Annotated in this window: 20 protein-coding genes; 6 read left to right on the top strand and 14 right to left on the bottom strand. The window is 72.2% G+C overall.

All coding sequences use genetic code 11. The features are described from left to right. Positions 1 to 16 precede the first annotated feature (16 nt). Positions 17 to 820 (top strand): ABC transporter ATP-binding protein, encoded by an 804-nt coding sequence (locus tag AC068Z_RS16050; protein ID WP_478555544.1) that lies wholly within the window; start codon positions 17 to 19, stop codon positions 818 to 820. A gap of 25 nt (positions 821 to 845) precedes the next feature. On the opposite strand, the gene AC068Z_RS16045 is transcribed toward AC068Z_RS16050, so the two are convergent. The 6 genes from AC068Z_RS16045 to AC068Z_RS16020 form a co-directional block, all read right to left on the bottom strand. Further along, on the bottom strand, positions 846 to 1,523 hold the full coding sequence (locus tag AC068Z_RS16045) for a GntR family transcriptional regulator (RefSeq protein ID WP_478555542.1): 678 nt from the start codon (positions 1,521 to 1,523) through the stop codon (positions 846 to 848). A 54-nt stretch (positions 1,524 to 1,577) separates the two neighbouring features. Next, on the bottom strand, positions 1,578 to 2,579 hold the full coding sequence (locus AC068Z_RS16040; protein ID WP_478555540.1) for a proline racemase family protein: 1,002 nt from the start codon (positions 2,577 to 2,579) through the stop codon (positions 1,578 to 1,580). Between the two features lie 5 nt (positions 2,580 to 2,584). Then, complete coding sequence (locus AC068Z_RS16035; protein ID WP_478555538.1) at positions 2,585 to 3,481, bottom strand: dihydrodipicolinate synthase family protein; 897 nt, start codon at positions 3,479 to 3,481, stop codon at positions 2,585 to 2,587. 88 nt (positions 3,482 to 3,569) lie between these two features. After that, positions 3,570 to 4,967 (bottom strand): FAD-dependent oxidoreductase, encoded by a 1,398-nt coding sequence (locus tag AC068Z_RS16030; RefSeq protein WP_478555536.1) that lies wholly within the window; start codon positions 4,965 to 4,967, stop codon positions 3,570 to 3,572. Further along, positions 4,960 to 5,262: a (2Fe-2S)-binding protein gene (locus AC068Z_RS16025; protein ID WP_478555534.1), complete on the bottom strand. Its 303-nt coding sequence runs from the start codon at positions 5,260 to 5,262 to the stop codon at positions 4,960 to 4,962. The genes AC068Z_RS16030 and AC068Z_RS16025 overlap by 8 nt, the downstream gene beginning before the upstream one ends. Then, positions 5,259 to 6,428, bottom strand: a complete 1,170-nt coding sequence (locus AC068Z_RS16020) for an NAD(P)/FAD-dependent oxidoreductase (protein WP_478555532.1) — start codon at positions 6,426 to 6,428, stop codon at positions 5,259 to 5,261. Before AC068Z_RS16020 ends, AC068Z_RS16025 begins: the two co-directional genes overlap by 4 nt. 77 nt (positions 6,429 to 6,505) lie before the next feature. On the opposite strand from AC068Z_RS16020, the gene AC068Z_RS16015 reads away from it, so the two are divergent. Further along, entirely contained in the window at positions 6,506 to 7,918 is a 1,413-nt protein-coding gene (locus AC068Z_RS16015; protein ID WP_478555530.1) for an aminopeptidase P family protein, read from the top strand. A gap of 65 nt (positions 7,919 to 7,983) precedes the next feature. Here the strand turns inward: AC068Z_RS16015 and AC068Z_RS16010 are convergent, their stop codons facing one another. Further along, the gene (locus tag AC068Z_RS16010) at positions 7,984 to 8,655 is read right to left on the bottom strand and encodes an MmyB family transcriptional regulator (RefSeq protein ID WP_478555528.1); all 672 of its coding nucleotides are present in this window, start codon (positions 8,653 to 8,655) and stop codon (positions 7,984 to 7,986) included. A 224-nt stretch (positions 8,656 to 8,879) separates the two neighbouring features. Between AC068Z_RS16010 and AC068Z_RS16005 the strand changes: the two genes are divergently transcribed. The 3 genes from AC068Z_RS16005 (at position 8,880) to AC068Z_RS15995 (ending at position 10,464) form a co-directional block, all read left to right on the top strand. Beyond that, on the top strand, positions 8,880 to 9,530 hold the full coding sequence (locus AC068Z_RS16005) for a helix-turn-helix domain-containing protein (protein WP_478555526.1): 651 nt from the start codon (positions 8,880 to 8,882) through the stop codon (positions 9,528 to 9,530). A 32-nt stretch (positions 9,531 to 9,562) separates the two neighbouring features. Further along, positions 9,563 to 10,093 (top strand): toxin-antitoxin system, toxin component, encoded by a 531-nt coding sequence (locus AC068Z_RS16000; RefSeq protein ID WP_478556339.1) that lies wholly within the window; start codon positions 9,563 to 9,565, stop codon positions 10,091 to 10,093. Positions 10,094 to 10,227: 134 nt separating this feature from the next. Next, on the top strand, positions 10,228 to 10,464 hold the full coding sequence (locus AC068Z_RS15995; protein ID WP_478555524.1) for a hypothetical protein: 237 nt from the start codon (positions 10,228 to 10,230) through the stop codon (positions 10,462 to 10,464). A 32-nt stretch (positions 10,465 to 10,496) separates the two neighbouring features. Here the strand turns inward: AC068Z_RS15995 and AC068Z_RS15990 are convergent, their stop codons facing one another. Beyond that, positions 10,497 to 11,174, bottom strand: coding sequence for a 4'-phosphopantetheinyl transferase family protein (locus AC068Z_RS15990; RefSeq protein WP_478555522.1), 678 nt, complete (start codon positions 11,172 to 11,174; stop codon positions 10,497 to 10,499). Further along, the gene (locus AC068Z_RS15985) at positions 11,171 to 12,031 is read right to left on the bottom strand and encodes a metallophosphoesterase family protein (RefSeq protein ID WP_478555520.1); all 861 of its coding nucleotides are present in this window, start codon (positions 12,029 to 12,031) and stop codon (positions 11,171 to 11,173) included. Before AC068Z_RS15985 ends, AC068Z_RS15990 begins: the two co-directional genes overlap by 4 nt. A gap of 303 nt (positions 12,032 to 12,334) precedes the next feature. On the opposite strand from AC068Z_RS15985, the gene AC068Z_RS15980 reads away from it, so the two are divergent. Then, the gene (locus tag AC068Z_RS15980) at positions 12,335 to 13,450 is read left to right on the top strand and encodes an ATP-grasp domain-containing protein (protein WP_478555518.1); all 1,116 of its coding nucleotides are present in this window, start codon (positions 12,335 to 12,337) and stop codon (positions 13,448 to 13,450) included. Positions 13,451 to 13,620: 170 nt separating this feature from the next. Here the strand turns inward: AC068Z_RS15980 and AC068Z_RS15975 are convergent, their stop codons facing one another. The 5 genes from AC068Z_RS15975 to AC068Z_RS15955 form a co-directional block, all read right to left on the bottom strand. Continuing rightward, positions 13,621 to 14,502: a sulfotransferase family protein gene (locus tag AC068Z_RS15975; protein WP_478556337.1), complete on the bottom strand. Its 882-nt coding sequence runs from the start codon at positions 14,500 to 14,502 to the stop codon at positions 13,621 to 13,623. A 170-nt stretch (positions 14,503 to 14,672) separates the two neighbouring features. Next, entirely contained in the window at positions 14,673 to 15,923 is a 1,251-nt protein-coding gene (locus tag AC068Z_RS15970) for an alpha-L-fucosidase (protein WP_478555516.1), read from the bottom strand. Positions 15,924 to 15,925: 2 nt separating this feature from the next. Further along, positions 15,926 to 18,961, bottom strand: coding sequence for an alpha-mannosidase (locus AC068Z_RS15965; protein ID WP_478555514.1), 3,036 nt, complete (start codon positions 18,959 to 18,961; stop codon positions 15,926 to 15,928). 66 nt (positions 18,962 to 19,027) lie between these two features. Then, positions 19,028 to 20,368: a 6-phospho-beta-glucosidase gene (locus AC068Z_RS15960; protein WP_478555512.1), complete on the bottom strand. Its 1,341-nt coding sequence runs from the start codon at positions 20,366 to 20,368 to the stop codon at positions 19,028 to 19,030. Further along, the gene (locus AC068Z_RS15955; RefSeq protein WP_478556335.1) at positions 20,365 to 21,129 is read right to left on the bottom strand and encodes a DeoR/GlpR family DNA-binding transcription regulator; all 765 of its coding nucleotides are present in this window, start codon (positions 21,127 to 21,129) and stop codon (positions 20,365 to 20,367) included. The genes AC068Z_RS15960 and AC068Z_RS15955 overlap by 4 nt, the downstream gene beginning before the upstream one ends. Between the last annotated feature and the right edge of the window lie 5 nt (positions 21,130 to 21,134).

Raw genomic sequence — 21,134 nt, 5'->3', positions numbered from 1 at the left:
CCTGAAAGGGCAACCCATGCTCGACGTCCGCGGCCTGCGGAAGGTGTACGAGGGATCAGGGCGGCGCGTGGAGGCGGTGCGCGATTTGACCTTCACCGTCGACGCGGGCGAACTCGTCTGTCTCGTCGGCCCGTCGGGCTGCGGCAAGACCACCCTGCTGAAGTGCATGGGCGGTCTGCTGGCGCCGACGGGCGGCGAGGTGCTGCTGGAGGGACGCAAGGTGACCGGGCCGCCGCCCGGCATGGCGTTCGTGTTCCAGGAGTACGGCCGCAGCCTGTTTCCCTGGATGCGGGTCGGACAGAACGTCGAACTTCCCCTGAAGCAAAAGGACTTGGACAAGGCCCGGCGCCGGGAGCTGGTGCGGGACGCGCTGGAGTCGGTGGGTCTCGCGGACGCCGAGGGAGCGTATCCCTGGCAGCTGTCCGGCGGCATGCAACAGCGGGTCGCCATCGCCCGGGCGCTGGCCTACGAGCCGCGGGTGCTGCTGATGGACGAGCCGTTCGCCGCGGTCGACGCGCAGACCCGCGCCGATCTGGAGGACCTGGTCCGGCGGCTCTGGCGGGAGCGGGGCATCACGATCCTGTTCGTCACCCACGACATCGACGAGGCCGTCTACCTCGGCGAGCGGGTGGTCGTGCTGTCCGCCTCCCCCACGGTCGTCCAGGAGCAGCTGAAGGTCGATCTGCCCGACGAGCGGGACCAGTTGCACACCCGGGTGGCGCCGCGCTTCGCCGAGCTGAGGACCCATGTGTACGAGCAGATCCAGGCGGCGAAGCGTGGGACACAGGTCACGAAGGCGGATGCGCCGCCGCCTCACTGAACCCTGCCAGGCGGCCCATCTCGCCCTATTTCGCCGCCCACAGGCCCCGGACGTGCCCGAGGTGCCGGGTCATGACCTCGTGCACCGCGTGCTCGTCGCGGGCCAGCAGCGCGTCGAGGAGTTCCAGGTGCTCCTCCGCGGAGGCGAGCAGCCGGCCCGCCTGCACCAGGGCGGTGAGCCCGTAGAGGCGGGAACGGCTGCGGAGGTCGCCGACGACCTCGACGAGATGGGCGTTCCCGGCGAGGGCGAGCAGACCGAGGTGGAAGCGGGTGTCGGCCTCGACGTACGCGATGAGGTCACCGGCCGCAGCGGCCTGCACGATCTCGCGGGCGGCCGGGCGCAGCGCCTCCAGCGAGACCGGGTCGGCGGTACCGGCCAGCGCCACCACCGTGGGGATCTCGATCAGCGCGCGGATGTGCTTGTACTCGTCGAGCTGCTTCTCGGAGACCTCGGTGACCCGGAAGCCCTTGTTGGGCACGGTGTCGACCAGGCCCTCCTTGGCGAGGTCGAGCATGGCCTCACGCACCGGGGTGGCCGAGACGCCGAAGCGGACGGCCAGGGCCGGCGCCGAGTACACCTCGCCCGGCAGCAGCTCGCCCGCGATCAGCGCGGCCCGCAGGGCGTCGGCGACCCGCTCGCGGTAGCTGGGCTTCTTGCCGCCCAGCGTGGGCAGGGAGGGGGCGCCGACGGACTGGGCGGGCATACGGATGTCTCCTAGCGAATGCAATGTCACACGTTACGTGCCATTATCGCCGACCTAGAGCACGAAGCCACCCGGGAACGGATCGTCCGGGTCGAGCAGGTACTGCGCGGTCCCGGTGACCCAGGCCCGGCCGGTGAAGCTGGGCAGGACAGCCGGGTGCCCGGCGACCTCGGTGGTGCCGAGGAGCCGGCCGGTGAACCGGGTGCCGATGAAGGACTCGTTGACGAACTCGGTGTGCAGCGGCAGCTCGCCGCGCGCGTGCAACTGTGCCATGCGCGCACTGGTGCCGGTGCCGCAGGGCGAGCGGTCGAACCAGCCCGGGTGGATGGCCATGGCGTGCCGTGAATGGCGTGCCGTGGCACCGGGCGCGTACAGGTGGACGTGGTGGCAGCCGCGGATGGAGGGATCCTCGGGGTGGACCGGTTCCGCCTCCGCGTTGATCGCCCCCATGAGGGACAGGCCCGCCTTCAGGATGTCGTCCTTGCGGGTGCGGTCGAAGGGCAGACCGAATTCCTCCAGCGGCAGGATGGCGTAGAAGTTGCCGCCGTAGGCCAGGTCATATGTCACCGTGCGCCCGTCGGGCAGTGTGATCTTGCGGTCGAGGGCGACGGAGAACGACGGCACGTTCCGCAGGGTGACCGCCTTCGCGGCCCCGCCCTCCACCGCCACCTCGGCGACCACCAGCCCCGCCGGGGTGTCGAGCCGGATGGTGGTGACCGGCTCGACGACCTCGACCATGCCGGTCTCCACCAGGACGGTCGCCACGCCGATCGTGCCGTGCCCGCACATCGGCAGATAGCCGGAGACCTCGATGTAGAGCACGCCCCAGTCGCAGTCGGGCCGGGTGGGCGGCTGGAGGATCGCGCCGCTCATCGCCGAGTGCCCGCGCGGCTCGTTCATCAGGAACTGCCTGATGTGGTCGCGGTGCTCACGGAAGTACAGCCGCCGCTCGTTCATCGTGGCGCCCGGAATGGTGCCGACCCCGCCGGTGATCACCCGGGTGGGCATGCCCTCGGTGTGCGAGTCGACGGCGTGCAGGACGAGTTGACTGCGCATGGCCCCTACGCCAATCCGGCCGCGACGGCCTGCTCCGTGGCGGCCCGGACGGCCTCCTCCTGCTCGGGCAGCAGCGGGACACGCGGCGGGCGCACGGGACCGCCGTACCGGCCGACGATGTCCATGGACAGCTTGATGGCCTGCACGAACTCGACCTGGGAGTCCCAGCGCAGCAGCGGGTGCAGGCGCGCGTACAGCTTCCTGGCGGTCTCCAGGTCCCCGGCGACGGCCGCGCGGTACAACTCGACGCTCGCCCGCGGCAGCGCGTTCGGGTAGCCCGCCACCCAGCCCTTGGCGCCGGCCAGCGCCAGCTCCAGCAGGACGTCGTCGGCACCGATCAACAGGTCCAGTCCGGGGGCGAGTTCGGCGATGCGGTAGGCGCGGCGGACGTCGCCGGAGAACTCCTTCACCGCGTGGACGTACCCCTCGGCGTGCAGTTCGGCGAGGAGTTCCGGCACCAGGTCGACCTTGGTGTCGATGGGGTTGTTGTACGCCACGACGGGCACGCCCGCCTTCGCGACCTCGGCGTAGTGGGCCAGCACCGAACGCCGGTCGGCGCGGTAGGCGTTGGGCGGCAGCAGCATCACGGAGGCGCAGCCCGCCTCGCGTGCCTGCTCGGCCCAGCGGCGGGCCTCGGCGGAGCCGTAGGCGGCGACGCCGGGCATCACGCGTTCGCCGCCGACGGCGGCCACGGCGGTCTCGACGACCTTGGCTCGCTCCTCGGGGGTGAGGACCTGGTACTCGCCGAGCGAGCCGTTCGGCACGACGCCGTCGCAGCCGTTCTCGACGAGCCAGGCACAGTGCTCGGCGTAGGCCTCGTGGTCGACGGAGAGGTCCTCGCGCAGCGGCAGGGCGGTGGCGACGAGGACGCCGCGCCAGGGGCGGTGGTCGGTCGTGGTCATACGGTGCTCACCTCGATGGAGTGTGACATTTTACTGTTCGGAAGCAAGAGGGCGGAAGCAAGAGGGCGGAAGCAAGAGGGACGAAGGGTCAGTCGCCGTCGGTCTCCCCGGCCCGCGCCAGCACCCCGAGCGGCACCGGCCGCGCGAACGGCCGCCGCGACGGCGTGAGCGCGCACCCGGCGAGCCCCGCGACCGCCGGCCCGCACACCCGCCCCTGGCACCAGCCCATCCCGGCCCGGGTCAGCAGCTTCACAGTGCGCGCGTCACCGGCTCCCAGCTCCTCGACGGCCTCGCGGACGGTCCCACCGGTGACCTCTTCGCACCGGCACACCACGGTGTCGTCGGTGATCAGCGAGGTCCACTCGGCGGGCGGGGCGTAGACGGTGTCGAGCGCGGCGAAGAAGTCCCGCGACCGGGCCCGGGTCCCCGCGGCCGCCGCCCATGAGCGCGGGTCGGGCGCCGTGCCGTGCAGTCGGGCGGCGGCGGACCGGCCCGCGATGTGTCCCTCGGCCAGGGAGAGCGCCGAGCCGCCGATCCCGGTGGTCTCCCCCGCGGCCCAGACGCCGGGCACATCGGTGCGCTGCTCGTCGTCGACGTGCACGGAGAGTCCGTCGAGGCGGCAGCCCAGGGTCTCGGCGAGGTCGGTGTGGGGCAGCATGCCGTGGCCGACGGCGAGGGTGTCGCACGGGATAGGGCGTTCGGTGCCGGGCCTGACCCGCCCGTCGCCGTCGAGCGCCGCCACGGTGACCGCCTCCAGCCGCTCGGCGCCGTGCGCCTCGACCACGGTGTGCCGGGCGAGGGTCCGCACCCGGTGCCGGAGCAGCCGGGCCGCGTACCCGGCGCCTTCGACGAGCTTGCCGGGTTCGGCGAGGAGTGCGCGGGACCGGCGTACGAAGGCCAGGGGGTCGGCGGAGTCCACGAGCGCGGCCACCCGGACTCCGGCCGCCGCGAGCCCGGTCGCCACCGGCAGCAGCAGCGGTCCGGTCCCGGCGACGACGGCGGTCCGGCCGGACACCGCGAGGCCGCCCTTGAGCAGGGCCTGGGCGCCGCCCGCCGTGACGACACCGGGAAGCGTCCAGCCGGGGAAGGGCAGCACCTTCTCGTAGCCGCCGGTGGCCAGCAGCACGGCGTCGGCGCGCACCTCGGCGGGGTCCGCCTGCTCCGGGCCGTGGAGGGCGTGCACGGTGAAGCCGGTGTCCCGGCGCTCGACGAACCAGACGTGGTGATCTGTCATGTGTCGCACGGCACCGGACGCCACGTGGGCGTGAAGGCCGTCGCGCAGCCGCTCCCAGGTGCGCCACTGGTGGTGCAGCGCCTCGGGGCGGCGGGCGTCCAGCTCCGCCGCGGGCTGCCGGTAGAACTGTCCGCCCGCCTCCGGTGCCGAGTCGATCAGGGTGACCCGTACCCCGAGCGAGGCGGCGGCGACGGTCGCGGCGAGCCCCGCGGGCCCCGCGCCGACGACGGCGAGACGTGGTCGTTCAGTCATCGTGGCCCGTCCCCTCCTGGGTGCGGATCGCGTCGCCCGGGTGCAATGGCACAAGGCAGGCGCGTTGGTTGGGGCGGTCGTTGACGGTGACCAGGCAGTCGAAGCAGACGCCGATGCCGCAGAAGACACCGCGCGGACGGCCCTCGCCGCGCGTGGTGCGCCAAGAGGTGACCCCGGCCGCCCAGAGTGCGGCGGCCACCGTCTGTCCGGGCAGGGCGTCGATCTCCCGGCCGTCGAGGGTGACCGGGAACGAGGGGCCCGGCCGGGCGTCGGCCAGCTCCTGTGGGGACTTCACGCGGTCTCCTCATCGGCATCGGCAACAGCGGGGAAGCGGTCGGGACGGAAGGGGGTCAGATCGAGGTCGGGGAGCTTCGCGGTCAGGGCCTGCGCGATCAAGTGGCCGGTGCCGGTGGCGAGTCCGATGCCCGCGCCCTCGTGCCCGCAGGCGTGATGGAGGCCGGGGACGCGCGGGTCGGGCCCGATGGCGGGCAGGTGGTCGGGCAGGTACGGCCGGAAGCCGAGGTACGTGCGCATGGCCCGGACGTCGGCCAGGAACGGGAACAGCCGGGTAGCCCCCGCCGCCAGTGCCCGTACGGCCGGCAGCGAGAAGGAGCGGTCGAAGCCGACCCGTTCCCGGCTCGCGCCGATCAGCACCGGCCCCGCGGCGGTGCCTTCCACCACCGGCGAGGTCTGGAGGGCGGCCGAGTCGCTGGCGACGTCGGCCACGTAGTCCGCGGCGTACACCTTGTGCCGGACCCGCTGCGGCAGGGGTTCGGTGACCAGGACGAAGCCGCGCCTGGGGAGGACGGGCAGCCCGACGCCCGCGAGCGCGGCGAGTTCGCCGCCCCAGGTGCCGGCCGCGTTCACGACCGCCGGGGCGTGGATCTCACCACGGTCCGTGCGCACCCCGCGCACCGCGCCGTCGGGCGTGGTGAGGACGTCCGTCACCGTCCGGCCCGTGAACAGGCGCGCTCCCGAGGCCCGGAGGAGGTGGGCGGCGGCCAGGGCGGGCATGACCTGGCGGTCCTGGGGATAGAACACCGCGCCGGGCAGGCCGGGGGCGAGATGGGGTTCGAGCTCGTACAGCCCGTCTCCCGCGACGGTCTCGGCGGCGACGCCGGCGGCGCGCTGCGCGTCGGCGAACCGCTCCAGAGCCGTGAGCCCGTCCGAGGTCGAGGCGACGACGACGCCGCCCTTCGCCTCGTACTCGATCAACCGTCCGAACTCCTCGGCGAGTTCGGCCCACAGTCGGTTCGACAGCAGCGCGAGTTCCAGCTCCGGGCCCGGCTCCTTGTCGGAGACGAGGATGTTGCCCTCCCCGGCGCCGGTGGTGCCGCCGGCCACCGGACCGCGGTCGACCACGACGACGTCGAGTCCGGCCCGGGTGGCGTACAGGGCGCAGGCGGCGCCCGTCATCCCGGCGCCGACGACCACGACGTCGCAGGTCAGTCCCTTGCTCACGGCAGTACTATGTCACATACTTCTAGCGGTGGGAATGCCACCACACGCCACCACACTCAGGGAATGAGGTGCCCGACGTGGCGAAGGGCCGCAAGAACGGTCTGTACCGAGGAATCTCCGACGAACTGTCCGCGCTGATGCGCACGGGCTGGGCCGACACCGAGCGCAGGGACCTGAAGCCGACCGAGCAGGCGCCCTACGCGGCCCGCCGCCGCGCCGCGCTGTCCGCGCTCTTCCCGGGAGAGCGCCTCATCGTGCCCTCCGGGGGCCTCAAGACGCGCTCCAATGACACGCACTACCCGTTCCGCCCGTACACCGGCTATGTGCACCTGACGGGCGACCGGGCCCGCGACGGCGCCCTCGTGCTGGAGCCCCGCCCGGACGGCGGCCATGACGCGCACTGCTATCAACTCCCCCGTGACAGCAGGGACAGTGACGAGTTCTGGTCCGGCTACACCGCCGAGCTGTGGATGGGCCGCCGCCGCACCCTCGCCGAGTCCGAGCTGGTGCTGGGCCTGCCGTGCCGCGACATCCGCACGATCGCGGACGATCTCGCCCAGGCCTCCCCCGCGCCCACCCGGATCATCCGCGGGGTCGACCCGGCGCTGGAGGCCGTCGTCACCACCGACGAGGCGGGCGACGAGGCCCTGGAGGAGGCGGTCTCGGGGCTGCGGCTGGTCAAGGACGCCTGGGAGATCGGCGAGCTGCGCCGGGCCGTGGACGCCACGGTCCGCGGCTTCACCGATGTCGTACGGGAGTTGTCGCAGGCGGCCGCCACCTCGGAGCGCTGGATCGAGGGCACCTTCTTCCGCCGCGCCCGCGTCGACGGCAACGACGTCGGCTACGGCTCGATCTGCGCGGCCGGCGAGCACGCCACGATCATGCACTGGCAGGACAACGACGGCCCGGTCCGCCCGGGCGAGCTCCTTCTGCTCGACGCGGGCGTCGAGACGCGCACCCTGTACACCGCGGACATCACCCGCACCCTCCCGATCAGCGGCACCTTCAGCCCTCTCCAACGCGAGGTCTACGAGGCCGTGTTCGAGGCCCAGGAAGCGGGCATGGCGGCCGTGCGGCCGGGCGCGCACTACCGCGACTTCCACGAAGCCGCCCAACGATCGCTGACCGAACGGCTGGTGAAGTGGGGCTTCATGGAGGGCCCCGCCGAACGGGCCTACGAGCTGGGCCTGCAACGGCGGTTCACCATGGCCGGCACCGGGCACATGCTCGGCCTGGACGTCCACGACTGCGCCCAGGCCCGTAACACGGAGTACGTGGACGGCGTACTGGAGCCGGGCATGGTGCTCACCGTTGAGCCGGGCCTGTACTTCCAGCCCGACGATCTGACGGTGCCTGAGGAGTGGCGGGGCATCGGGGTGCGGATCGAGGACGACGTACTCGTGACGGCCGAGGGCCACGAGAACCTGTCGGCGGCGCTGCCGCGTTCGGTCGACGAGGTCGAGGCGTGGATGGCCGAGTTCGCGGGCTGAGGCCCCGCCGCCCCCGCCCCGGCCTGACGCGGCGCCGTCGGCGACCTGAACGCCGACGGTGCCCGTCAGGCCTCGGAGGCGGGCACCACGCTCAGGTGGGCCGCCGTGCGACGCGGACGCCCCGCTCGGCGCGCGGGGTGCGCCGGGCGGCGCGCGTCGCGCAGCACCAGCGTGATCCGCGTGCAGCCCAGGTCCTTCAGGACACCGGGGGTCTCGTCGACGATCCGGCAGTCGGTGGCGCCCCAGCGCGGGTCCGGGTGCAGCAGCGGCCGTACGGCGCCGTCGTGGGCCAGGGCCTGTTCGCCGACCGTGCGGATCCAGTGCGGCAGGCCGTGCCGGTAGGCCGCCTCCATGATCGGGTCCTGGGCGATGTCCCGGCGGATCGACTGCAGGCCGTGGTCGTGGCCGAGCCGCTCCAGCGCGGCGGCGAAGTTCGCCAGCATCGGCAGGCACCAGGCGGCCTCGTGGTCGCCGAGGACGGTGGCGGCGTCCGGGTGGAACAGCACGAACCGCAGGAAGTTGTCACCGGGCATGGCCGTCGGATGCGGGCCCACGCCACGGAAGAGTGACGCGAAAGCGGTGTTGGCCAGGACGACGTCCCAGCGGTGGTCGAGCACGACGGAGGGGAACGACACGGCCTCCAGCAGGCTGGCGTAGTCCTGGAGGTAGGCCTGGGCCTCGGGATTCTCGGGGACGGGTCGCGGTGCCGATCGCTGCCCTCCTGCCTGATATGCCATCGGGAGGTCACCCCTCTTGCCTGTGCGGCCTTGACGCGGCGCCCCGATCCTGCTGCCCCGACGCAAGGCGTGTCAACTATCGTGGCATTTCATGCCGGTTGACGGCTGAAATTGGCCACAGTTGTGGCGAGACCTGGATGTGAGTTCGAACCACCCGCTACTCTCCGGGAAGTTCACACGCGACCGCTGGTGAGAAGACGGTGAGAGACGTAGGAGTTCTGTCGGTGACGGGTGGCTTCGAGGGTCCGGGCGCCACGGGGACGGCGGCACTGCCGGCCGTCGTCGCTCGCGTGACCGCGCTCGCCGACCGGCTGGGCGTACCGCACACCGAGGTCTTCGCGATCGGTCGGCTGTCCGTGGCCTCCGGTGTTCCCGAGCCCGTGGTCAGGGCGCTGCTCGGCGGCCGCCCCGCGGGCGAACCCGATGTGCAGGCTCGCTTCCTGCAGCGTCTGGACCTGCTGCGGCGCACCCGGCTCAAGCCCAACGGGCGCAAGTACACCCAGCAGGAGATCGCCGACGGGGCGGGCATGTCGCGGCAGCAGGCGGGCGCCCTGATCAACGGCGACCGGCGCCCCACGATGGAGCACTGCGACGCCATCCAGCGCTTCTTCCGGGTGCACGCCGGTTTCCTGACCGCCGAGGACCCCGAGGCGCTGGCGGGCGCCCTCCAGCGCACGGAGCAGGAACTCCTCCAGCAGCTCGCCGAACGGGAGGCGGCCGTGACCGCCGAGGACCCGTTGGAGCGGCTGCTGCAGGACCACGGTGTGCGCGGGATCGCCTGGCGGGCCGCGCAGCTGCCCACCGACCAGCACCGCGACAAGGTCGCCGAGTGGCTGGACATGCTCCTGGAGAGCGTCAAGCGGCCCGAGTCGTGACCCGGGAGAGGACTGTGGGCATCCGTAGGGACATGCACCGCCTGTGCGGCGAACTGGTCGGCGAGCTGGAGCTTCCCGCTCCCGCGCGCCCGGCGGACCTGTACGGCGCGCTCTGCGCCGCGATGGCCAGACGCCGCGGCCGCCCGGTCCGCTTCCGCACGGCCGCCTTCCCGCCCGGCACCGCGAGCGGGCTGTGGCTCGACATGGCCGACCAGGACCTGGTCGTGATCGAGGAACGCACCGCGCCCGACCATCAGTTGGTGATCCTCGGCCACGAGCTGTGGCACATGAAGGCGGGGCACCACGGCCACCCCGTCGAGGGCGCGTCGGTTGCGGCCCGGCTGCTCCAGGACGACGCCCAGCTGGAGGCGACGGTACGGCAGGTGGCGGCGCGCAGCCGGTTCGACCTGACGGACGAGCAGGAGGCGGAGAGCTTCGGGCTGCTGCTGGCCAGCAAGTGCCGTACCTGGCTCGCGGGTTCGGCGCTGCGCGGTCCGGTCCAGAAGGACCATCTGGCGGGCCGTATCGAGGCCTCGCTCGGCTACCGGGGACCGCAGGCCTGAGCACCTCCGACGTGCGCTGAGTGGGCGAACCGGCGAGTGGTCCGACCCGATTGTCAGTGGTGGGCGGCAAGCTGGTGGTGCGCCCCCTTTCGCGGGGCGGGACAGATGACGCCGACTTCGGGGAGAGCCGACCGATGCCCACCGCCGTACTGACCGACCGCGAACGCATCGCCGTGCAGGCGTATCTACGGCTGCTGCACACCGTGCGGGCCGCCTTCGACGCCGCCGGAGGCCCGCCGGGCGAGGAACGACCACCCGTGGTGCCGCCCGTGGTGCTCGCGGAGGCGGAGCGGGCGCTGGCGGACGCGGGGCTCACGGGCAACGAGGAGGAGTTCTTCCGGCTGCTGCAGCACTGGTGCCCCGAGCCATGAGACGCCTCGTCCGCTGAGAGCCCCGGGAAGCCTCAGGTGTGCGGTACGGCGACCGCGGTGGCGACCAGGCCGCGTTCGACCGTCCAGCGGCCCTCGAAGACCTCGACGCGCCGGCCGCCCACCAGGGGCCCGGGGACCAGGAGCGTGGCGCTGAAGCCGCCGCCGGACCGGCCGCCGGTGTCGGGGAAGAGGTCGATGTCGGCCTCGGTGAACTCGAGCCACTTGCCGGTGAGGGGGAACCACGCCTTGTAGACGGACTCCTTGGCGCTGAACAGCAGCCGGTCCCAGTGGATCCCGGGGTGTTCGGCCGTCAGCCGCCGGACCCGCTGGGCCTCGCCGGGCAGGGACACGGCGGCCAGCACTCCGGGCGGGAGCGGTTCGTCGGGTTCGGCGTCGATGCCGACGGAGGCCAGGTCGGCGGCGCGGACCACTGCGGCGGCGCAGTAGCCGTCGCAGTGGGTCATGCTGCCGACGAGGCCCTCCGGCCAGCGCGGGGCGCCCCGGTCGCCGGGCAGGAGCGGCTGCGGCGGCACCCCGAGCTTCTCCATGGCCCGGCGGGCGCAGGCCCGTACGGCGGCGAACTCGCGGCGGCGCTTGTCCACCGCCCGCGCGACGACGACCGCCTCCTCGGGGTAGAGCACCGCGGAGGGGTCCTGCTCGCCGTACGCCTCCACGCTCACCACCGAGTCCGGCAGCAGCTCCTCGATCACGGGGCCCCGACCTCCCTGGGCAGGATCCGGCGCAGCCGGCCCGGCGGTTCCGGGCGCTTGCGCCACTCGCGCGGGTAGCCGACCGACACCTCCTCGAAGCGGACGCCGTCGTGGAAGGTGGTCCGCGGGATGTGCAGGTGGCCGTAGACCATGGTCTCCACCCGGAACCTGCGGTGCCAGTCCGCGGTCAGGCAGGTGCCGCACCACATGGCGAACTCGGGGTGCCAGAGGACCTCCATGGGGTGCCGGTCGAGGGGGTAGTGGTTGACCAGGACCGTGGGGAGATCGTCGGGCAGGGCGGCCAGGCGGCGCTCGGTCTCGGCGACCCGGGCCTGGCACCAGGCCTCGCGGGAGGGGTAGGGGTCGGGGTGCAGCAGGTACTCGTCGTTGCAGACGATTCCGGTGCCCTGCGCGTACCGCAGTCCCTGTTCCTTGGTCGTGCAGCCCTCCGGCAGGAAGGAGTAGTCGTAGAGCAGGAAGAGCGGGGCGACGGCGACGGGGCCGCCGGGGCCGTCCCAGACCGGGTAGGGGTCCTCCGGTGTGATCACACCGAGCTCCCGGCACAGGGCGATCAGATAGTCGTAACGGGCGACGCCACGCAGGGTGACGGCGTCCCTCGGGTGGGTCCACAACTCGTGGTTGCCCGGGGCCCAGATGACCTTGCTGAAGCGTCCGGCAAGCGTGTGCAGCGCCCATCGGATGTCGGCCACGGTCTCCGCGACGTCGCCGGCGACCACCAGCCAGTCGTCGTCGGTCTCCGGGCGCATCTTCTCGACTAAGGAGCGGTTCTCTTCGTAGCCGATGTGCAGGTCACTGATGGCCAGCAGCTGTCCGGCACCGCCGACCGTCGACGTCACCTCTTGTCCCCCTCCGCGCGTGGAAAGCACCACGAGAACACATTCGCGGTTCGGGTACAAGGCGGGTTCGCGCCCGACGCGGCCGTGTCGGGAGCGGGACCTGGGGGCCTCATGATCCGGGTGAGCATGATCGGAGAATCCGTAACACGCATGTTGCACGCGAGGCCCCGGCGGGGCCGTATGATCGCCCCAACACCACCGCCATGAACTTCCCTTCGCACGGGGCGGTTTGGTGTACCTCCAACCCACCTGGCCGGGCCCGGCCTGCTTCGCCGTGCCCGCGAACCGTGAAAGGCGGCCTGAATGGTCTCTCGCGTACGCGTCTGGCTCAACCGCACGTACGCGGAGAACGTGTTCTTCATGGATCAGCTCCGCCGAAATCCCAGCGATCGCGCGGTGGAGATCCATGCGACGCACGGGGACGCCGACTCGCCCGTACTGGCCGCCGCCGACACCGCCGATCTGGAGCCCGAGGGCCTGTCCCCGGCCGCGTACGTGGAGTACGCCCTCGACCAGTGCGCCCGGCGCGGGATCGATGTGTTCGTGCCCCGGCTGCACCAGGCGGCCGTGGTCGCGCACCGCGCCGAGTTCGAGGCGGCCGGTACGGCGCTGCTGGCGCCGCCGCCGGAGGCGGTGGCCGTCTTCCACGACAAGGTGATCGCCTACGAGGCGGTCCAGGCGATCGGCGTGCCGGTGCCGCCGTGGTGGCGGGTGCGCGGCGCCGACGAGCTGGTGGCCGCGGTGGAGGAACTGGAGGCGGGCGGGCACAAGGCGTGCTTCAAGCCGGCGTCCGGGGCGGGCGGGGTGGGCTTCCGCGTGATCACGCGCGCCCCCTTCTCGCTCACGCACCTCAACGGCTTCCCGAGCCCGTACGTCCCGCTGGATCTGGTGCTGGACGCGCTCGCCGAGGCCGAGGAGCAGGTCGACTGGCTGGTCATGCCGCGGCTGGAGCAGCCGGAGGTGTCGGTGGACTGCCTCACCGGTCCCGACAACCGGATCCGGATGGCGGTGGGCCGTACGAAGAACGGCCGCCGGCGCGGGTTCACGCTGCACGAGCAGTGGCTGGCGCCCGCGCGGGCGATCGCCGAGGGGTTCGGGCTGCACTACCTGTCCAACATCCAGTTCCGGATGTTCGGCGACCGGCCGGTGCTGATGGATGTCAACACACGCCCCGCGGGCGGCCTGCACCAGCTGTCACTGTGCGGGATCAACGCCCCTTGGGCCGCTGTGCAGTTGGCGCTCGGCGAGGACCCCGGCGAGGTCGTGCCGCCGTTCCTGGGGCAGGACTACACGGTGGTCGCGGGACCGCGGCCGCTGTGCGGAGCGTCGCTGCCGCAGCAGCGGACGGAGGCCCTGCCGCAAGTACCGTCGCCGATGAGCCCGGTTGAGCTGAGGACGGGTCAGGCCCTGCCGCTCTAGGCCGCCGGCCGAGTGCAGCCAGACCCTGCGGGTCCAGCCCCACACCGCGTACACGCTCAGCGGCTGGGCGCGGAGCAGCTATGTGTACCTCGGCGTCGACGGCGGCGCCACCACCTGGACGACGTCGCCACCGCCTGGCGGGGCCTTGAGGGCGTGGGGGGCCGGGGCGCCTAGGTCTCGTACCCCCACGCCTTCGCGATCTCCCGCAGGCGCGGCGGCAGTTCGACCGTGGGGTCGGCGGTGCGGGCGGGCTGGATCCTGCCCGACTTGATGGTGCTGGACCAGTCCCCGAGCTGGGGGCGGAACTTGCCGTGGTCCTTGGTGCCGTAGTCGAGCATGCCGCTCTCCCACTCGACGCCGAGGTACGCGCAGATGGCGCGCGTGGCCTGCTCCGGCTCGGCGGTCAGCTCCTCGTACGTCACCACGTGGGCGTCCAGGGTCTGGCGCGCCTCTTCCAGCTTCTCGGAGTAGCCCAAGACCTCGGCGAGGATCTCGGCGTGGTCGGGGTCCTTGCGGCGGTCGGTCAGGGACGCGATGATCGCGCCCGGGTGCCGCAGCAGCAGGATGTACCGGGCGTTCGGCCAACATCGGTGCAGCCGCGGCCAGATGAGCGTGTTCGGCGGCGTCTTGTCGACGATGACGTCCTTGCCGCTGCGGGTCAGCTCCAGATGCATCACCCGGTCCCACAGCAGGTGTTCCAGCTCGGTCTTGTCCAGCTGGAGCGCCTTCATCGCGTCCGCGGTGAAGCTGCGGGCGAGCTGGACGTGGACCGTGCGCAGATGCATCTCGTGCGGGGCGCGGATCCGGCTGTGGCTGTTCAGCAGCACCCGCAGCAGGGTCGACCCGGAGCGCACCGAGGACAGCACGAACACCGGGGAGTCGACCAGGCGCGGGGCGAGCGGGGCGACGTAGGACGGCTCCTTGGGCTCGGCCTCCGTGCGGGGCGCGGGAATGGCGTCCAGCGTGCGGCGCGGCGGGCTCACCGCCTGGATCATCAGCCTGCCCCGACGCCTGAGCCCCTTGCCGATCACAGACTTGCGCGAGTCTCGCACCGCCACACCTTTCTCCTACGCTTTCCTCCGCATCCCAGAGGCAGAAGGCGAACTGCAGGTGTCCGGGAGGCAAAGCGCCAGGACCGCGGAGGCCGGGATTCCGGCCATGACCTGGCACTTTACCGCTTCCTTAAAACTTCCTAGGAGTTTGTGGGGCAACCTCTCCTCGATCAGGACCGTCCGGACCCCCGGTACAGCCGCAGCTCGTCGTCCAGTTCGACCGCGAGGACCGTGGCGTACGGGTCGAGGTCCGCCGTCGCGGGCGGGTCGATCCACAGCACGCCCGGGGCCTCGTGGAGTCCGCCGACGACCCGGTGGGGCAGCTCCCGGCCGCTGCCGAGGACCGTGACCCGGCGCACCCCGCTGACCAGTCCGCGCACCCCGGTCTCGGCGCGCGGGATGTCGAACAGCGTCAGATACAGGGTCCGCCGGTCCGCGGAGAGCGTGCTCGGCCCGTAGTGGTGCCCGGCGGGCAGCCCGCGCCCGGTGCCGTACACGGCGTCCGAGTGCCGGGCGATCCAGTCGCCGAGCCCTTCGAGGCGCTCGGCCTGTTCGGCCGGGATGGTGCCGTCCTCACGGGGGCCGACGTCGAGGAGGAGATTGCCGCCCCCGCCGATCGTCTCGGTGAAGTAGCGGATCAGCTGGGCGAGCGACTTGTGGTTGTGGTCGTGGTGCTGGAAGCCCCAGGAGTCGTTGATCGTCAGGCACAGCTCCCAGGGCCCGTCCGGCGGGATCACCGGGGCACCCTGCTCGGGGGTGGCGTAGTCGCCCTCGCTCAGCATGCGGGCGTTGAAGACGACGTCGGGCACCTCGGAGCGGATCAGCGCGGCCAGTTCGGGGATGCGCCACTGCTCCTCACTGCGCTCCCACTCCCCGTCGAACCACAGCAGGTCGGGGCGGTAGCGGGAGGTCAGCTCACGGAGCTGGCCGTCCCGGTAGGCGAGGTAGCGCTCCCAGGCGGCCAGGTCCTCGGACCCGGCGGCCACCTCGGAGTAGCGGTTGTCCTCCTGCTCCGGCGGGCGTCCCGGCTTGCGGGTGGAGGCGTAGTCGGGGTGGCTCCAGTCGGAGTGCGAGTAGTAGAGGCCGACCTTCAGTCCCTCCTCGCGCAGCGCCTCGGCGTACGGGCCGAGGTAGTCCTTGCCGAGGCCCAGGTCGCCGTACGCGGTGTCCCACAGGGCCACCCCGTCGTGGTGGCGGCTGGTGAGCACCGCGTACTTCGCGCCCGCGCGGGCGAAGAGCCGCGCCCACGCGCGCGGGTCGTACCGTTCGGCGGTGAAGCGGCCGAGCTGGGACATGTACCGGTCGTAGGGGACGTGGTCGTCGTAGAAGGACCAGGACTCCTGGACGCCGTCCACGGCGTAGATCCCCCAGTGGACGAAGATCCCCAGCTTGGCGTCGGTGAACCAGGGCTGTATCGGCACGGCTAGCTCCTCGCCAGACGCAGGGTCAGGATCTGGAACGGGCGCAGTTCGACGGGTACGGCGTTCTCGGCGAACTCCGCCTCCGACAGCGGGCGTTCGAGCAGATCGGTGATCTGGGCTCCGGCCAGCGGGAAGCCGGTGCGCAGGACGCCCCGGGCGCGGCCGCCGCGGGACTCGTAGAGCCGTACGACGACATCCCCGGACCGGTCGTCGGCGAGCTTGACCGCCTCGACCGTCACGCCCTCGCCGTCCACCGAGACCACGGGCTCGGGTGCGCCGGCCGCGTCCGCGACGCGCAGCGGGAGGTTGAGGGCGTAGCCCTCGGCGACGGCGTCCTCGATGCTCGCGCCGGGGAGCAGGGCGTAGGTGAGGCGGTGCCTGCCCTGGTCGGCCTCGGGGTCGGGGACGCGCGGGGCGCGGACCAGGCTGAGCCGGACCGTGGTGGTCGTGCCGCCGTCCTCGCGGACCGTGCGGGAGACGTCGTGGCCGTAGGTGGAGTCGTTGATGACGGCGACGCCGTAGCCGGGTTCGCCCACGTGGACCCAGCGGTGGCCGGAGACCTCGAAACGGGCCGCCTCCCAGCTGGTGTTGGTGTGGGTGGGCCGCTGGACGTGGCCGAACTGGATCTCGGCGGAGGAGTGCGGGGCGCGGATGTCGAGGGGGAAGCCCGCCTTGAGGAACTTCTCGGCCTCGTGCCAGTCGATCTCGGTCTCGAAGTCGATGCGGGGGCTGTCGGCGCGCAGGGTGATCGTCTGGGTGATGGTCGAGCCCTTGGCGAAGGACCGCACGACCTTGATCGCGCCGATCAGCGGGTCCCGCTCGACGACCGTGATCTCCGTGGGGTCCAGCAGGTCGGTGTAGCGGTTCTTGTAGTGCTTGTCGACGTCCCAGGCGTCCCAGTAGTTGGGCAGGTCGGTGTGGAGGCGGAGCAGGTTGCCCTGGCCGGCCAGGACTTCACGCCGGGCCCGCCGGTCGTACACCGAGGCCAACGTGCCGTCCTCGGCCAGCTCGACGCGGACGAGGCCGTTGTCGAGGGCACGGTCCTCCACGGTCACTTCGCCGTTCGGCCGGTCGTCGGCGAGGGGCGCGCTGCCGCCCGCGGGCACCGTCACGAAGCCGGTCCTGGGGCCCCGTACCACCTCGCGCCGCGCGAACGGGCTGGTGTTGAACACCCGGGTCTCCCCCGCGCCGAGCGCGGCCACGGCCTCGGCCGTGATGGCCTCCAACTCCTCGGCCACTCTGGCGTATTCGGCCTCCGCCTCCCGGTGCACCCAGGCGATGGAGGAGCCCGGCAGGATGTCGTGGAACTGGTGCAGCAGCACCGTCTTCCACAGCCGGTCCAGCTTCTCGTACGGGTACCGGTAGCCCGGCGCGTGCAGCGCGGCCGTCGTCGCCCACAACTCCGCCTCGCGCAGCCTGTGTTCGCTGCGCCGGTTGCCCTGCTTGGTGCGGGCCTGGGTGGTGTAGGTGGCGCGGTGCAGCTCGAGGTAGAGCTCGCCGACCCACACCGGGGCGTCGGGGTACTCCTCGCGGGCCTTGGCGAAGAAGGCGTCGGGGTGTTCCACCACGACCTTCGGCGAGCCTTCCAAGTCGGCCAGCCGGCGCGCCCGTTCCATGATCTCGCGGGTGGGGCCGCCACCGCCGTCGCCCCAGCCGAAGGGGGCGAGGGAGCGGGTGCCGCCGCCCTTCTCGGAGTAGTTGCGGACCGCGCGGGCCATCTCGACGCCGCTGAAGCGGGCGTTGTAGGTGTCGACGGGCGGGAAGTGGGTGAAGATCCGGGTGCCGTCGATGCCCTCCCACCAGAAGGTGTGATGGGGGAACTTGTTGGTCTGGTTCCAGGAGATCTTCTGGGTGAGGAACCACTCGTTGCCGGCAAGCTTGGCGAGCTGCGGGTAGGCCGCGTTGTAGCCGAAGGAGTCCGGCAGCCACACACCCTTGGTCTCAATGCCGAAGTGCTCGATGAAGAACCGCTTGCCGTGGATGAACTGGCGGGCCACCGCCTCGCCGCCCGGCAGGTTGCCGTCGGCCTCCACCCACATGCCGCCGACCGGCGCCCACTGCCCCTTCTCCACCGACTTCTTGATCCGCTCCCACACCTGCGGGTAGTTGTCGCGCACCCACTCGTACTGCTGGGCCTGCGAGCAGGCGAAGACGAAGTCCTCGTACTCCTCGGCGAGCGCGGTGACGTTGGAGAAGGTCCGGGACGTCTTGCGCTTGGTCTCCCTGATGGGCCAGAGCCAGGCGGAGTCGATGTGGGCGTGACCGACGCCGGAGATCACATGAGCGCTGGCGTGCGCGGGCTTGGCCAGCACCGGCTTCAGCGCCTCCCGGACGGCGGCAGCGGAGCCCGCGATGTCGTCCAGGTCAAGCAGGTCCATCGCCCGGTCCAGGGCGTGCGTGATCTCGTGCCGGCGGGGGTCGTGCTCGCCGAGTTCCAGCATGAGTTCGCGCAGTACCTGGAGGTCCAGGTCGAGGTGGAAGACCTCCTCGTCGAGGACGGCGAGGTCGGCGCGCCGGAAGGTGTACAGGGGCTGGTCGCCGGCGGTGCGGACGTCGCCGAGCGGGGTGGGGCCCGCGAAGTCGTTGGCCAGGATGTCGGGGTTGGAGGCCGCCTCGACCAGGTAGTCGATCCGCTCGCCGCCCACCGCCGGGTTGGCGATCGGGACGTACTGGTTGAGGGGGTTGACCGCCTTCAGCGGGGTTCCGTCCGCGAGGTGGACCAGCGCCTCGGCCTGGTTGCCGGGCCAGTCCCCCACGAAGCCGAGGTCGATGACCGTCTCGACCCGCCGCCCGGCCCAGTCGGCGGGCACCTCGCCACGCATCCGGAACCAGGTCGTGCCCCAGGGCGGGCCCCAGGGGGTGTTCATCGCGAAGGGCGCGTACGGGGCCGTCGCCGCCTCCTCGAAGGGGACCGGCTCGCCCGGTGCCTGCCAGGACTCGACCGTGAGCGGGACGGTGGCCGCGTAGACCGCGGGCTTGACGCGCTGGTTGTGGAGCCGCTCCGCGCGCTCCTCGATCCGTCGGCGTTCGTCGTGCATGGAGGACTCCAGAAGAGGATGGGAGTGCGGCGGGAAGCGGTGAGAAAGCGCTTTCCGGTCGGCCGGCTACCTAAGATAGGCCAGCCCCGGATGGACCTCGGTGTACCCCTCGACCAGCCGACGGGCCACGTTCACCGAGTCGACCAGCGGATGCAGCGCGAACGCCTTCACGGCCGTCGTACGGGAGCCGGACGCGGCCGCGTCGAGCACCTCCCGCTCGACCGCCTTGACCGAGCAGACGAGCCCGGTGGCGTGGCCGGGCAGCGGGTCGACGGCGACCGGGTGGGCGCCGTTGGCGTCGACCAGGCACGGGACCTCGATGACGGCGTCGGCGTCCAGGACGGACAGGGTGTGCCGGTTGCGGACATTGAGGATCAGGGTGGTGCGCTCGTCCCGCGCGATGGCCCGCATCAGGGCGAGGGCGACCTTCTCGTAGCCGCCGGAGAGGTCGTCGGCGTCGCGCTCACCGGCGCCCGCGGTCTGACGGTTCTCCGCCATGTACGTGGCCTCGCGCTCGGCGCGGGTGCGGTCCCAGGCGTCGAGGGCCGCCGCGTCGGGGTTGCCCATCTCCTCGTAGAACCGGGCCTGCTGGTCGCGCAGGAAGGCGCCGCGGGTCTGCTCGGCCTCCTGGTAGGCGCGTACCGCCTCACGGTTGAAGTAGTAGTAGTGCAGGTACTCGTTGGGGATCGCGCCGAGCGACCGCAGCCAGTCGGGGCCGAACAGCTTGCCCTCCTCGAAGGAGCCGAGCAGGGCGGGGTCGGCGAGCAGGCGCGGGAGTTCGTCGCGGCCGGCGACGCGCAGGCCGCGGACCCAGCCGAGGTGGTTGAGGCCGACGTAGTCGATCCACGCCTCGGCCGGGTCCTTCACCCCGAGCACGCGGGCGATACGGCGGCCGAGACCGACCGGTGAGTCGCAGATGCCGATGACCCGGTCGCCGAGATGGCGGGACATCGCCTCGGTGATCAGTCCCGCGGGGTTGGTGAAGTTGATGACCCAGGCGTCCGGCGCGAGCCGGGCCACGCGCCGGGCGATGTCGACGGCGACGGGGACGGTCCGCAGGCCGTATGCAATACCACCCGCGCCGACGGTCTCCTGTCCGAGGACACCCTCGGCGAGCGCCACCCGCTCGTCGTTCGCCCGGCCCTCGAGGCCGCCGACGCGGATCGCGGAGAAGACGAAGTCGGCGCCGCGCAGGGCCTCGTCGAGGTCGGTGGTGGCGGTGACCACGGGCGCGTCGGGCACTGCCGACGCCTGCTCGGCGAGCACGCGGGTCACCGCGTTCAGGCGGGCCGCGTCCAGGTCGTGCAGCACGACCTCCGTCACCCGGCCGTCCCCGCGGTCCCCGAGGAGCGCCCCGTACACCAGCGGCACCCGGAACCCGCCGCCGCCCAGAATCGTCAGCTTCACGTCCGCACCTTCCCTGCCACCACCACGTCGACGCCGGCCTCCTCCAGGGCGGTCCTGGTCGCCGGGTCGACGGGAGCGTTCGTCACCACCACGTCCAGGTCCTCCGGACCGCAGACCTTCGCCATACCGGTACCCGGGAACTTCGCCGAATCCGCCAGCAGCACGACCCGGTCGCTCGCCGCGATCATCGCGCGTTTGACCGGCACCTCGACCACGGTCGTGTCCATCACCTGCCCGCCCGGGCGGACCCCGCTGGTGCCGAGGAAGAGCCAGTCGGCGTGCAGCTGGCGCAGGTTGTCCTCGGTGAGGAAGCCGACCAGGGAGCGGTACTCGCGCCGGACCATGCCGCCGAGGATCACCAGCTCGATGCCCTCGTCGTCGGCCAGCTCCTCGTAGACCACCAGGTTGCTGGTGATCACGGTGAGCCGGCGGCCGTGCAGCTGCCGGGCCAGCCGGTAGGCGGTGGTGCCGATGTCGAGCAGGACCGACTGGCCGTCCTCGATCAGCGCCGCCGCGTGCTCGGCTATGGCGTCCTTCTCGGCCACGCGCACCTCGGCGACCTCGGCGAAGGGCTGGTCGCCCTCCTCGGCGACCGCGCCGCCGTGCACCCGGGTGAGCAGTCCCTCCTCCTCCAGTCTGAGCAGGTCGCGCCGGATGGTCGCGGGGCTCACGCCGAGCTGCTCGGACAGGTCGGTCACGGCCGCGGGGCCGCCGGAGCGCAGGGCCCGCAGGATGAGTTGATGTCGTCGTTCCGCCAGCACGCCGT

Source organism: Streptomyces sp. NPDC043726 (genome assembly GCF_056436565.1).
The sequence above is the reverse complement of the archived record's forward strand: the minus strand, read 5'-3'. Positions and strand labels throughout refer to the sequence as shown.